Genomic DNA, 13,229 nt, shown 5'->3' on the forward strand with positions numbered 1-13,229 from the left:
GGCGAAGTTAATTCCTGTGGTGCGGGGGAAACCAACGAAACTCAAGGTGATGATTTCTAATGAAACTCCAGAACCAGAGTTTAAAGATAAATATGATAAAGAACCCCATGTTCGCCATTGGCTTGATATGGCAATGCGAATTGAAGGAACTAACAAAACCTTTGGTGTTCATGCAGCAGGTGTGGTAATTTCTGCTGATCCACTTGATGAAATTGTCCCACTACAGAAGAATAATGACGGTTCTGTAATTACCCAATATTTCATGGAAGATTTGGAATCAATGGGTTTATTGAAAATGGATTTTCTAGGTTTACGAAACCTGACCCTGATTCAAAAAACTGTTGATTTGATTCAAGAAACCAGAGGATATCCGGTTAATCCTGATGATATTCCCCGCGACGAAAGAAAAGCCCAGAGGATATTAGCTAAAGGTGAACATAGCACTCTGCCAAAAGATGTCCAAAAAACTTATGAATTATTAGAAGCAGGTGAGTTAGAAGGAATATTTCAGTTAGAATCTTCTGGGATGCGTCAGATCGTGCGAGATTTGAAACCTTCTAATATAGAAGACATTTCTTCGATTTTGGCACTTTATCGACCGGGGCCATTAGATGCGGGTCTAATTCCTAAATTTATTAACCGCAAACATGGTCGAGAAAAGATTGATTATCAGCACCAAATTCTCGAACCAATATTAGACGAAACTTATGGAATTATGGTCTATCAAGAGCAAATCATGAAAATTGCTCAGGATATGGCTGGATATTCTTTAGGACAAGCTGACTTGCTGCGTCGGGCGATGGGTAAAAAGAAGGTTTCTGAGATGCAAAAGCAGCGAGAAAAATTCGTAGATGGCGCGGCAAAAAATGGTGTTCAGAAAAAAGTTGCGGATGAATTATTTGAGCAAATGTTGAATTTTGCTGAATATTGTTTAAGCTATGACACAGAAATATTGACAGTAGAATATGGATTAATGCCCATTGGAGAGATTGTAGAAAAACGCATTGAATGTAGTGTTTACAGCGTTGATAATAATGGAAATATTTATACGCAACCTGTGGCACAGTGGCACGTTCGCAAAGAACAAGAGGTGTTTGAATATTGTTTGGAAGATGGTTCAATAATTCGGGCAACAAAAGACCATAAATTTATGACTGTTGACGGTCAAATGTTGCCAATCGATGAAATATTTGAACAAGGACTAGATTTAATGCGGGTAGAGGGTTTGCCAGAATAATAAATAAGAAGGAGAACAGGGGGAGAATAAATATTAAACATGAGATTTGCGCTGAATGGGAACAAGCACAGTAAGCTAAAGTTCAGCCTCCAGGCTCTTTGTTTGCTATAGGAATTAGGGCTAGGGCAATACGCTTGGGTTAAGGCTAAAACTCTTTATCAAAGTCAATTTTTTTAACTAACCGCAGAGGCGCAGAGGGAACAGAGAGAAAAAAAATGCTTAACCCAAGAGTATTGAGAGTTAGGGGACTTTGATAATTTGATAGTGAGGTTAAATCGCCATGTATAGACCAACCGCTTTTCAAGAAGATAATGTTGAGAAACTGATCGCTTTTATGAGAGCCAATAGTTTCGCTACGTTGGTGTCGATTATAGACGGTGTACCTTGTGCTTCACACATTCCTCTTGTGATTGCAATGCAAGGGGATACTGTTAAATTAATTGGTCATCTGGCAAAGCAAAATCCTCAATCACAAGCCCTTGGCGCTGAGTTACTTGCTATCTTTACCGGAGCGCACGCTTACATTTCTCCTACGTTGTATGAAAAGCATGAGAGTGTACCCACGTGGAACTATATTGCTGTTCACGCCTATGGTATTGCCAAAGTCATCATGCTCAATGACTCCCCAGAATCAATGAACCAAATGATAAACGAGATGATAGACGCCTACGAAGCTGACTACAAATCGCATTGGCACGGTTTATCTGACGGATTTCGTGAAAGTTTGATGAATGGCATTGTGGGGTTTGAAATAACTGTTACACGCTTGGAAGGTAAGTACAAACTTAGTCAAAACCGAAGCCAAGTTGAGCAGCACAATGTGTCAAGTACACTGCTACAAAGTTCAGATCCGGCTGCTCGTGCTGTGGGTGCCCAGATGAAACAAAATCTTGAAGCGAATGAGTATTAGTAAAAGTCTGCATATAGGGTGGATCTAGAAGTGCCTAAAATCACAGCTATTTCATGCTATTGTCTGACTTTTTTGATAGGAATTTTCATATAATAGGACTTACGCAATAACTCTCTGAAACTGCTATAAGGACGCAGTGGCAAGGGAGAAACAACCATGACACAAGAACCCGTTTTTGAAGAAAGCAGTGGCAATGTATTTGCTGACCTCGGTTTGTCCAATGCTTCGGAACTTTTTACGCGAGGCAAAATAGGGATTCAGGTATTGCACCTTCTCTCTCAACGCAACCTGAAACAGCGCGAAATCAGCGAACTTCTGGGCATTCCCCAGCCACAAGTATCTTATTTGATAAAAGGAGAGTTTCAAAGGTTCAGCGAGGGCAAACTCCTCATTTTCCTCAAACGGCTTGATATGGAAATCAGCTTGCATCTTCGCCCTCGTCATGGGCCAGGACAATCTGCTGAAACTGTGATATCGCTATAGGGCAGGATGGAAGGCATGTTGGATCTTGACATGGTAGTGGGGAGATGAGGGGGATGAGGGGGATGAGGGAGATGAGGGAGATGAGGGAGAAGTTGCAGTAAGTTTTTCCCCTCTGCCCCTCTCTCTGCCTCTTGTGCCTAATGCCTAATAGACATCTGGTGAAATTAAATATGCGTTACCCAGAACCCTTGTAGAGACGTAGCAGTGCTACGTCAAAACAATTCTTTTTCGGAGATGACAAATGACAAATGACAAATGACTAATGACCAATGACTAATGACTAATGACCAATGACTAATGACCAATGACTTGTGGTTTTCCCCAAAGTATGCTCTCCTGCTTGTAAATGGCAATTCCCGGTTTGGCTCCTTTGGGTTTGTAGACGTGTTTTAGCTGAGTGTATACTACTGGCACTTGTTCACTCTGACGGGCGCGACTGTAGTATGCTGCAAGATTAGCTACAAATTGCAAATCAGCTTCTTCTGCCACAGCACCCGGTTCTAGACGTAGTAATACATGACTCCCAGGAATTTCTTGAGCGTGGAACCATAAGTCATAATCCCCTGCTACACGAAAAGTCAATTGGTCATTTTGGCGATTGTTACGACCGATTAATACTTCAAAGCCGCCGGGGGTAAGGTAACGATGAAAGTTGGTGCTGGGGGGTTCATTGGCACTCCGACTGCGGTATTCTGGATCTTCGAGATACTTTTGCCCAATCAATTCTTCGCGGATTTCTTCTAAAGCTCGCAAATCTTCTGCTGTTTGGTAGGTGTCTATCTGAGCGTTGGCGTAGCCCATCGTTCGCGTAGCGTCTCGCAGAGAAGATATCGCAGCTTCTACTTGTTCTAAATACTCAATTTCTGTCTGTACTTCCAATAGTAGCGGTTCTACAGCAGCACGAGCGCGTTTCAGCTTTTGGTGCTGTTTGTAAAGACTTTGGGCATTTTGGACGGCATTTTTATCTGGTTGGAGAGCGATCGCAATTGGCAAATTGGTCTCAAAATCAGCCAGGATAATTTCTTTCATCCCCGGTTCCCAGTTTTGCAGATGAGCCATCAATAAATCAGCTTTTTGGCGATACTCATCGGCTTGATCTGATTGCTGCAAGCGTGTCTTAAAGGTTTGAGCTTTATTGCGTAATTTCGCCAGAATATTATTTAATTTCTGACTCAACTGATGGCGCAATTGGGAAAATAACTGTTGATCAATCTGGTTACTGTAGTAGTGGTTGAGTAACTCCTGGATATCTTTGACCTTTTCAACTACACCCCAACCCATTACGGTGTAACCATCTTTTGTCCAAGCAGGTTGAAACTTATTATAATTCAAGGCTTGCAGCCATTCTTGCCAACGCTCAAACAGCCGTCGCCAATGGTCGGGGTTGAGGCTATCGGTGGATGTTTCTGGTGCGATATTTGCTTCTAGCAGCATTAATTCCAGTAGCGCTGCACTTAAACCACTATAACTTTTGAGCAATTGCCGTTTGATTGCCCCTGGCACTAAACTTACCCGTTCTTGCCAACGTTCTTGAGATTCGTTCAAACTGGGGACAGTCCCAGTCAGTTTCGGTGGTGTTTCATAAGGTTGTCCGGTTTGGATGGGACGCACGCTAGATTGTTGCTGACTGACTTGATGGGCTGCGGTGATAATTATATTGCTAGCATCGGTGAGAATGACGTTGCTATACTTGCCCATGATTTCTGCATAGACATGATATAGGGCGCTTTCTCCCGGACGACGGGCAAATTGCAAATCAATAACACGCTCCCAAGGGGCGATCGCTTCAATACCCACCAGTGCTAAACCACCCAATTGGTGGATTAATTGTTGACTAAAGGTAAAGGTATCCGGCGATCGCGGTGGTGGATCACCAATACAAATATGTGCAGCTTGAGGATGCCAAGAAATCTGTAGCCAATCGCGCTGTTTCAGGGTGCGTAATGCTATGGCAATAGTGTAGCGATCGCGCTGATAAACCTGTTCTGTCCGCGAGGGCAGCCAGTTAGCGCGTATTTCGCTACAAGTAGCTGTAAGGGTCGTGAAGTCAACTGGTTGCATAGCCCATAGCCGTTCGCGTTCAAAGCTCGATGCTCAGTATACTTCTATCGTAAGGATTCAGGATGAAATCACACAAAAAAGCGCTCAGTTTTCCTTATATTTTCAAAGGTAATCCTGAACGCTTATATCTGAAGATTGTCAAGCATCAACCATTCCCGATTACTTACTACCAAATCCAATTGCAAGCTTATTTCGCAAATAATAATTCAGCTTCTTCGGCTGGTTGCTGCAACAGTTGGGTATAAAGTTCACTCAACTGAATTGCTACGTCACCCCAACTAAACTTAGTTTCGACGCGCTTTCTACCAGCTTTACCCAATTCATCTCGCCATTCTGGATTCAACAAAATTCGGTCAATGGCAGATGCAAAGGCATCTACATCTTGCGGTGGTGCCAATAAACCAGTTTCTTCGTGAACCACAGTAAACTGAAGTCCGCCGACATCACTAGCTACAACTGGTGTACCACTTGCCATCGCTTCGATCGCTACGAGTCCAAAGGGTTCGTAGTGACTGGGAACAACGCAAACATCAGCAGCAGCGTAATAAGTTGGCAAAATATCTTGACTCAGACAACCGGCAAAGGTGGTAAAGTCGCTCATCCCCAATTCGTTGACAATTTGCTCAATGCGATCGCGCTCAATCCCGTCGCTGTTACCGGGGGTACTACCACCACCAATAATTAGCTGGAGATTGTTGGAGTCGCGTAGCCCAGACTTGTTTACTGCACGCACCAAGGTTTCTATACCCTTGCGCTGGTCAAAACGTCCCACATATAAGACAACTTTTGCTTCTTCCCCAATCCCTAATTCAGCCCTGGCTGCTTCTCGTGCAATGGAACCAAACCTTTGAATATCTGTACCGCAAGGAATGATATCGATATTGCCTTCACTGGAAACTAGCGATCGCATATGTTGGTGTTCTTGCGGACTTGTCGCCACAATTCGCTCTGCTTTTTCCAACACCTCTTTTTCCACTGCTAATCGCTGACTAAGAATCAGAGGAATATTTTTTATAGTGTTGTACTTAACTGCTCCTAATGAGTGGTAGGTGTGAACCTGTTTACTCCCTTGGATTTTATTTAACTGCATCCCTACCCAACTAGAGAGCCAGTAGTTAGTGTGAACTAACTGGTATATAATGTCATTTTTTACTTGAAATTTGAGGAAATTATCCACAAATTCTGGCAAATATTCAAAAAGCTCATCTCGCGGCACAAACTCAAGGGGGCCAGCTTCTAAACGAATAGTTCGACAATTGTCGCTGTGTTCAACAATCAATTCTTGCTCCACACTGACCTTGCGGGTAAACATATCAACTTGCCATCCTAGCTTTGCTAGTGCTTCACCCACGTTGCGCACATAAACATTTTGTCCCCCAGCTCCTTCTTTCCCTATTTCAACCAAGAGGCAGGGGGTAGGGGGCAGGGGGCAGGTTTCAATCGCCGGGTCTCCGTGGACGGAAATCAACGCGATACGTTTTGTAGAGTTCATAGTTTGTGTGTTGCTGATTTTAACAAAGTCTTAGTTTGTTCCAAGCTCGTAAACAATCCAGGTGAGTGTGCTGCAACAGCACACTCACCTCAATTGTTTAGGAATATTGATTAATATTTATTTTATTTTAATTTCATACTATGTCTACTAACATTTTTTTACATCTTCTGCCAGAAGTATACTTTCAGATTAAATATTTTTATTTAATTTCTTCAGATATTATAGGAAATCCGTATATTTATATCTAATACTTTTGATAGATGAAATTTATATTGTTTTTGATATATGATTTAAAAATGGGTCTTATTTCAATACAGTTCAGTTAAGGCTAAAAACTAAATCTGGTGTAGGTTGGGTTGAGGAACGAAACCCAACATTATCGAGACTTTGTTGGGTAACGCTTACGCTCAACCCAACCTACTATTCTCTTAACCCAAGCGTATTGGGTCTTATTTTTATGAAAAAACAAAATATTTGTAGGTTAAATTGAACAAACTCAAACCCAACAAAATAAAGGATTTTTGGTGTCGGGTTTCCTTTTTGAACCCAACAATGCCCTAGATTTATAAAAACTTAGGACTTACGTACTAGTCCCTAACACCCCACCCCTAACCCCTCCCCGCTCTTCGGGAGGGGAGACAAAGGGCAGCTTTGGCTCTTTGGGGTTCAAATTATTTGATTTATGCAAGAGGTCTATTGGTTAGTAACTGATAATCACTAGACATCTCCAAAAATGTAGAGACGTAGCAGTGCTACGTCTCTACAAGGGTTCTGGGTAAAGCATATTTAATTTCTGCGGATGTCTACTCAGGGCTATTTTATTCTCATCTAGCCCGCCTCAGAATGAATTCTGAGTCTAATAGCGAAAGTCGTCTAAAGACGACTGAGACTCATGTTATAGTCCGTTAAAACGGACTTTAGCTATGAGCCCGGAACTTCAGTTCCGGGTGGTTTATGTCTAGAACGAAATAGCCCTGATGTCTACTAGCGATCGCTAGCTAATGTTGAAAAAATATTTAATTCTTGTAAGTAAGTCGGCGAAATTAAAGCTAACTGGCTAAGGCTGTCCTTTGTCATTGGTCATTGGTCATTAGTAAGGGTTTTAAGTCTGTTTACGTTTCGTAACATACTTTTATTTTTTCGCGCCAACTTACTTATGTTAAAACTTCAGTGTAATAATTCCTCAACTTGATGTTGACTCCACAAAGTTCGATATAAACCCTCTTTTTGTAAAAGTTCTAAGTGATTGCCGATCTGGACAATCTTTCCCTTTTCCATCACAAAAATTCGGTCAGCTGCCGCCGCCGCCGATAATTGATGAGTAATGAAAATTACTGTTTTTCGTTCAGTACCACTGGAAAGATTTTTGAGAATTTGCGTAGCTGTTTGATTGTCCACACTAGAGAGGGCATCATCCAAAATTAACACTGGAGCATTGACCAGCATCGCCCTAGCTAAGGCAGTACGTTGCCGTTGACCGCCAGAAAGAGTAATACCGCGTTCACCAACAAGAGTTTCGTACTGCTGGGGGAAATTGTGAATTTCTGATTCAATTTGGGCAAGTTTGGCGACAGATTCTATCTGCTCTTGTTCCCTAATTGGATCACCGTAGCAGATATTATTTTTGATTGTAGTGCTAAATAGAAAGCTATCTTGGGGAACATAGGCGATCGCACCTCGTAAAGAAGCCAAAGCTATCTTAGTAATATCCAGCCCATCTAAAAATAATTGCCCTGATTCTATATCCAACAAACGTGGCAAAGCATTGGCCAAAGTTGATTTACCCGAACCAATTGCCCCAACAATGGCCACATTTTCTCCTGGAGCAATAGTAAAGTTAACATTTGCTAAAGCTGGAGTCGTGGAACCAGGGTAAGTGTAAATGAGATTTTTGGCTGTCAGTTCTCCTTTAAGTTCAGCCATTGGTAGATGTATGGCATCGGCTTCATCTTTAATTTTCGGTGTCACAGAGAGAATAGATTCAAGGCGATCTATACTAACTTCACCCCGTTGGTAGGCAGTAATTGTGAATCCTAAAAGGGCTGTGGGGAAAACTAGACGCTCTACATAAATTAACAGTGCGAGAAAGTCGCCAACCTGAAGCGTACCAGAAGACATCCGTGCCGCGCCTAGCCAGATGATTACTAGTGAACTGATATTAGCTAGCCCACCAATTAGCGGAAACAGTGTATTTCGGATTTTTGCCAGTTCCAGGTTAGCAGTCAATAGCTGCTGATTTTTTTGGGCGAAGGCTCGACGCTCGTTTGCTTCTTGGGCATAGATTTTAATTAAGGCAATGCCACTGATATCCTCTTGGATGAGTTCGCTGATGTCAGAGAGTTGCTCTTGGACTGCTGCTTGCTGTTTGCGCAAGCGATCGCTAAACAGACTCACCAACAAGAGCAGAAAAGGGTACACTGCCAGAGAGGCTAGTGTGAGATCCACACTAATCGCCAGCATTACTGGCAGTGTCAGGGCGTAGGCAAACACAGTATTTGCCAAACTCAAAACTGCAAAACCTAATAACCGCTTGATATTGTCCACATCACTGGTAGCCCGATTAATCAAATCGCCAGCAGTATTACTGGCAAAATAACCCGGTTCGAGCTGGAGTAAGTGTTCAAAAATCCGTTGTTTCAGGTCAAATTCCACCTGACGCCCCACCCCAAATAGCCAAATGCGGGATGCCATCCGCATTAGCCACATCGCCGAACTGAGTAAGACAATGATTACTACATCTTGTAGTATTTGGTTTAAGATGAAGGTTGTCGAGAGTTTGTCAACACCAGCACGAATCAACCAGGGGATATAAACGCCCAGTGCGTTGACAGACAATAAAGCGAGAATCCCTAAGGAGGCCTCTCGCCAATGGGGTCGTAGGTAAGCACTGAGTTTAGCGATTCGTCGAGATTTTGCCATTAAAGCAATTTTGCAACTTGATCATCCTACTAGATTAACTGCTAGTCCAAGAAGGCAGCTATAGCGTCACCCGACGGGTGAAGGCTTTAGTCCTTGGATTGAGCGCTTAAGCGCTGACTAGGAACCAAATATTGTTGCCTTGCTTTATGAACGCTGAACACGTAAGAACCTGTAAATTTCAACGAGATAACTTTCCCAAGTTCTTGTTGTCAATTGCAACGTTTCCGCACTTGGTACAAAGTCTTCAAGTCGTAAACCGCGTGTACGAATATCTTGAGGATTTCCTTGTAACAGGTAGGGAGGCACTTTAAAATTATAAGAAAGAATGCGATTGCCCGTCACATCGGAAATGCCCACCGCCCTTTGTTGCCCTAATGCCACCAGTGTGCCAGATGTTGGTGCAGCAGCTGCTACATAAGTTTCACCTGCCATTGCTCCTAGAGGTGCCCGATAAAGGAAATAGGCAACTGCTGGTGTACTTGCCAACAGCAAAATAGTCAGTGCCCAACCGATCAAGTATCCTCCTGGTTTCTCTATTCCACCTCCTTTGATTTTCTGAGCTGCAAGAATCATCAGTAAAACAGAGGCTCCTAGAGGCTTGAGTGGAAAAGACAGCATCCTCCACAACGATGCCACAGCTGGTTCACTGGGATTAAGAAATGATAGGGCTACGATCACCAAGATAACGACTAAGATTAATCGCCCGACAAAACTTCCAGAGGGATAAAATCGCTGGAACAGAGAATATACGATAGTGCCAATCAGCAGCCAGAGCAGTACTCGGCTTAACAATAGAAACATAGATTAACTCTCAAATTTTCTAGTGCAGTGAGCCAGTGTGGTGGTGAGACAGTTCGCTTTAATTGGGGTTTCCAGGCCACTTCTTCAACCGCGAAAATCCCGATTGAAGAAGTGACTCCCCACAAGAAACTGCCGTGCATGGTTTCCCTGCATAAAACAACTGGCGACTTGTTAGCTGTAGCGACGCTAGGAGCGTCACCCGTAAAGGTCAACCTAGAAGTTTCACGAAATGGATTTATTTTATTGTCAAATTGTAAACGCACTGTTTGACTTAAGATACTTCAAACCTCACACCCAAAGACTACCGTCGTAGTGATTTTAGTGCAATTTTTTGACACTGCGTCTATTATTTATAATTTTCCAGAAGGTAATGTGGTATCGGTAAACTAAATTAATTGATTAATCCACTTAAAAGGAAAAACTATGTTGCCTGGAAAGCCTAGTATTTTGGTAACGGGGGGAGCTGGATATATTGGTTCCCATACAGTGCTTGCTTTGAAGCAAGCGGGTTATAACGTTGTCATACTTGATAATCTGGTCTATGGGCATCGCGATCTGGTAGAAAAGGTTTTACAGGTAGAACTGATCGTCGGGGATACAGGCGATCGCGCCTTGCTCGATCATTTATTTAAAACCCACGATATTGCCGCCGTGATGCACTTTTCTGCCTATGCCTACGTAGGAGAATCGGTGACTGACCCGGCTAAATATTACCACAATAACGTTGTTGGGACTTTGACCCTGTTAGAAGCGATGCTAACGGCATCTGTGAAGAAATTTGTCTTTTCTTCTACCTGTGCCACTTATGGGGTACCGGAATTCGTGCCCATTCCCGAAAACCATCCCCAAAATCCGATTAATCCCTATGGCGCTACAAAGCTGATGGTAGAACGGATTCTCTCTGATTTTGATGTTGCTTACGGTTTCCAATCAGTGCGTTTTCGCTATTTCAATGCTGCTGGTGCTAATCCCAGTGGCTTGCTGGGCGAGGATCACAACCCAGAAACCCATTTGATTCCCTTGGTGCTAATGACAGCTTTAGGCAAACGAGAATCCATCTCAATTTTCGGCACCGATTACCCCACACCCGATGGTACTTGTATTCGCGATTATATTCACGTTAACGACTTAGCAGATGCCCATATTTTGGGCTTAGAATATTTATTGGAAGGTGGCGATAGCGAAGTTTTCAATTTAGGTAATGGCAGTGGCTTCTCTGTCAGAGAAGTAATTGCCGCCGCCCAAGAGGTGACAGGAATTTCCATAGCAGTCCAAGAACGCGATCGCCGTCCTGGCGATCCCCCAATTCTCATTGGCACCAGCGAAAAAGCTAGAACAATCTTAGGCTGGCAACCTCAGTATCCATCCATCAAAGATATTGTCGCTCACGCGTGGCAATGGCATCAAAAGCGACATCATTAGATTTGACGACCAAATAATTAGAGAATCTGAACTACCCCCACGCTACCCAATACTGCTCGCTTAAGGAAAGAAAGTAGGCTGAAACCCTTGAAATCTCGTTGTCTCTAATGCCCAAAAGAGGCTTAACCGAGCAGTATTGCCACGCTACCCACGCATTAGACATCTCCCAAAATGTAAAGACGTAGCACTCCAAAAATGTAGAGACGTAGCACTGCTACGTCTCTACAAGGGTTCTGGGTAACGCATATTTAATTTCACTCCTATGTCTATTATCGGATCGTCGCTTTGCCGATGCTTTGCAGAATGCTGACTTAAAACTTGCAGCGATGAACAGGGAAGAATTGCAGGAGGCGATCGCTCGACCTGCAAGCAAGGGGTAAGGTTAGAAGAGGGTCTTGCAGAGCGGATTCTCCAAGCGGTGGTTGATTCACCAGGAAATTTGCCATTACTGGAATTTACTTTGACGCAACTATGGGTAAAGCAGCAAAATTGTCAAATGACTCATGCTGCTTATGAAGCGATCGGTGGTGTCAAAAAGTCGTGGGCGAACCATGCAGAAGCGGAATTTGCCAAACTCAAACCAGAGGAACAACAACGGGCGCAGCAAGTATTTGTCCAACTGGTGCGTCCTGGGGAAGGGACAGAAGACACCCGCCGACTGGCTACCAGAAATGATGTGGGAGAAAAAAACTGGGATTTGGTCACGCGCCTAGCTGATGCGCGGCTGGTAGTAACTGGACGTGATGAAACTGCTGGTAAAGAAACAGTAGAGATTGTCCATGAAACCCTAATTCGGGAATGGGGACGACTGCACAGATGGATGGAGAGCGATCGCTCTTTCCGCACTTGGCAAGAAGTAAGTAAGTCGGTGAAAATAAATCAAACTGTGTGACGAAACGTAAACAGGCTTAAAACCCTTACCAAGGACGAATGACAAAGGACAAATGACAGCCATCACGAGTTATCTTTAATTGCGCCGACCTACTTATTGCGATCGAGAATGCGTCAGTGGGAAAATGCCGGACAAGATGAGGGGCCATTGCTGCGAGGTGTCCCCCTAGCAGAGGCAGAAAATTGGCTCAAGCAGCGTCCTGATGAGTTGAGCCAAGCTGAGGAAGGTTTCATCCAGCAGAGTTTGGCTTTGGGCGATCGCGATCGCCTTAAAGATTACCTTGTAACTAATCCCGAAGAAAAGAAAAAACTTAATCTACATCCTTCAGAGTAAGCCCAATACGGTTGGGATAAGACTAAAACCCTTGTGCAGTGGACAGTGTAGAGACGTTGCAATGCAACGTCTCTACAGACCTATGGTTCTCCAGAAAATCCTTAACCCAAGCGTATTGGGTTATGAGGGATTTAGATAATTGATAGCAGGTGAGCATTTATACTTAAGATGCGAGTCTTTTTCTCAGCTCGGCTTCTATTTGTTCACCACCGCTTACCACTACCCCAGGCTTCGCTCTCATCAATGTTAGAAAGTGTTGAAAAGCTTCTTCATCTTGGGGATGGGCTTTGATATATTCTTTTAGTTCTTTATAGGACAAATTTAGATAATCGCTCATCTGATTAATACCTCTCCACTACTAAGAATCTCTACTTCAATTGTTTCGCCTACTAAAACAGCTATTCTATTGTTTCTTTTATCGTACCGAACTAACTCTATGTTCTGTAACAGGTTACTGGTGCGAACGCAGAAATCAAAGAATGCTTTGAGTTGTTCTATGGTCGGTTCCATTTCCTAAAACCCTGTACTCTAGCAAATTTACAGTTCACAACATAAGTAGGTCGGCGTAAATAATTATCGTTGGGATAAGGCAGGGGGCAGGGAGCAGGGAGCAGGGTGAAAGACAGTTTGAGCCTTGTTTACTTTTCTTTACACAGTTTGGTTTTATTATGCCGACTTA

Annotated in this window: 11 protein-coding genes and 1 pseudogene; 6 read left to right on the plus strand and 6 right to left on the minus strand. The window is 43.3% G+C overall.

Annotation, left to right across the window (positions count from 1 at the left end; translation table 11 throughout):
* The 3 genes and pseudogenes from LC605_RS26220 to LC605_RS26230 all read left to right on the plus strand — a co-directional run.
* Positions 1–1,237, plus strand: a pseudogene (locus tag LC605_RS26220) (trans-splicing intein-formed DNA polymerase III subunit alpha N-terminal partner DnaE-N); the annotation flags it as partial.
* A gap of 280 nt (positions 1,238–1,517) precedes the next feature.
* The gene (locus LC605_RS26225) at positions 1,518–2,147 is read left to right on the plus strand and encodes an FMN-binding negative transcriptional regulator (protein ID WP_229550427.1); all 630 of its coding nucleotides are present in this window, start codon (positions 1,518–1,520) and stop codon (positions 2,145–2,147) included.
* Positions 2,148–2,303: 156 nt separating this feature from the next.
* Positions 2,304–2,630, plus strand: a complete 327-nt coding sequence (locus LC605_RS26230; RefSeq protein ID WP_229550428.1) for a helix-turn-helix domain-containing protein — start codon at positions 2,304–2,306, stop codon at positions 2,628–2,630.
* Positions 2,631–2,924: 294 nt separating this feature from the next.
* Here the strand turns inward: LC605_RS26230 and LC605_RS26235 are convergent, their stop codons facing one another.
* The 4 genes from LC605_RS26235 to LC605_RS26250 all read right to left on the minus strand — a co-directional run bounded on the left by LC605_RS26235 (position 2,925) and on the right by LC605_RS26250 (position 9,903).
* Entirely contained in the window at positions 2,925–4,691 is a 1,767-nt protein-coding gene (locus LC605_RS26235) for an NFACT family protein (protein ID WP_229550429.1), read from the minus strand.
* A gap of 187 nt (positions 4,692–4,878) precedes the next feature.
* Positions 4,879–6,183 carry a glycosyltransferase family 1 protein gene (locus tag LC605_RS26240; RefSeq protein ID WP_229550430.1) on the minus strand — a complete coding sequence of 435 codons (1,305 nt, stop codon included), beginning with the start codon at positions 6,181–6,183 and terminating at the stop codon, positions 4,879–4,881.
* Between the two features lie 1,167 nt (positions 6,184–7,350).
* Positions 7,351–9,102, minus strand: coding sequence for an ABC transporter ATP-binding protein (locus LC605_RS26245; protein WP_229550431.1), 1,752 nt, complete (start codon positions 9,100–9,102; stop codon positions 7,351–7,353).
* A 144-nt stretch (positions 9,103–9,246) separates the two neighbouring features.
* Entirely contained in the window at positions 9,247–9,903 is a 657-nt protein-coding gene (locus LC605_RS26250) for a hypothetical protein (RefSeq protein ID WP_229550432.1), read from the minus strand.
* Between the two features lie 423 nt (positions 9,904–10,326).
* On the opposite strand from LC605_RS26250, the gene galE reads away from it, so the two are divergent.
* The 3 genes from galE to LC605_RS26265 all read left to right on the plus strand — a co-directional run bounded on the left by galE (position 10,327) and on the right by LC605_RS26265 (position 12,550).
* Positions 10,327–11,325: a UDP-glucose 4-epimerase GalE gene (gene galE / locus LC605_RS26255; protein ID WP_229550433.1), complete on the plus strand. Its 999-nt coding sequence runs from the start codon at positions 10,327–10,329 to the stop codon at positions 11,323–11,325.
* A 418-nt stretch (positions 11,326–11,743) separates the two neighbouring features.
* A complete protein-coding gene (locus LC605_RS26260) occupies positions 11,744–12,217 on the plus strand; it encodes a hypothetical protein (RefSeq protein ID WP_229550434.1) in 474 nt (157 codons plus the stop codon).
* 108 nt (positions 12,218–12,325) lie between these two features.
* On the plus strand, positions 12,326–12,550 hold the full coding sequence (locus LC605_RS26265; protein WP_229550435.1) for a hypothetical protein: 225 nt from the start codon (positions 12,326–12,328) through the stop codon (positions 12,548–12,550).
* Between the two features lie 163 nt (positions 12,551–12,713).
* Here the strand turns inward: LC605_RS26265 and LC605_RS26270 are convergent, their stop codons facing one another.
* Together LC605_RS26270 and LC605_RS26275 are read right to left on the minus strand one after the other, a co-directional pair.
* A complete protein-coding gene (locus LC605_RS26270) occupies positions 12,714–12,887 on the minus strand; it encodes a hypothetical protein (protein ID WP_229550436.1) in 174 nt (57 codons plus the stop codon).
* Positions 12,884–13,060, minus strand: coding sequence for a hypothetical protein (locus LC605_RS26275; RefSeq protein ID WP_229550437.1), 177 nt, complete (start codon positions 13,058–13,060; stop codon positions 12,884–12,886). The genes LC605_RS26270 and LC605_RS26275 overlap by 4 nt, the downstream gene beginning before the upstream one ends.
* Positions 13,061–13,229 lie beyond the last annotated feature (169 nt).

The sequence above is a fragment of the Nostoc sp. CHAB 5836 genome, from assembly GCF_020829445.1.
In the GTDB taxonomy this organism is placed as follows: domain Bacteria; phylum Cyanobacteriota; class Cyanobacteriia; order Cyanobacteriales; family Nostocaceae; genus Nostoc.

Bases quoted from the DNA above. Each gene is read 5' to 3' on its own strand.
- LC605_RS26225 (WP_229550427.1), top strand. From the start codon at position 1,518: ATGTATAGACCAACCGCTTTTCAAGAAGATAATGTTGAGAAACTGATC.
- LC605_RS26230 (WP_229550428.1), top strand. From the start codon at position 2,304: ATGACACAAGAACCCGTTTTTGAAGAAAGCAGTGGCAATGTATTTGCT.
- LC605_RS26235 (WP_229550429.1), bottom strand. From the start codon at position 4,691: ATGCAACCAGTTGACTTCACGACCCTTACAGCTACTTGTAGCGAAATA.
- LC605_RS26240 (WP_229550430.1), bottom strand. From the start codon at position 6,183: ATGAACTCTACAAAACGTATCGCGTTGATTTCCGTCCACGGAGACCCG.
- LC605_RS26245 (WP_229550431.1), bottom strand. From the start codon at position 9,102: ATGGCAAAATCTCGACGAATCGCTAAACTCAGTGCTTACCTACGACCC.
- LC605_RS26250 (WP_229550432.1), bottom strand. From the start codon at position 9,903: ATGTTTCTATTGTTAAGCCGAGTACTGCTCTGGCTGCTGATTGGCACT.
- galE (WP_229550433.1), top strand. From the start codon at position 10,327: ATGTTGCCTGGAAAGCCTAGTATTTTGGTAACGGGGGGAGCTGGATAT.
- LC605_RS26265 (WP_229550435.1), top strand. From the start codon at position 12,326: ATGCGTCAGTGGGAAAATGCCGGACAAGATGAGGGGCCATTGCTGCGA.
- LC605_RS26270 (WP_229550436.1), bottom strand. From the start codon at position 12,887: ATGAGCGATTATCTAAATTTGTCCTATAAAGAACTAAAAGAATATATC.
- LC605_RS26275 (WP_229550437.1), bottom strand. From the start codon at position 13,060: ATGGAACCGACCATAGAACAACTCAAAGCATTCTTTGATTTCTGCGTT.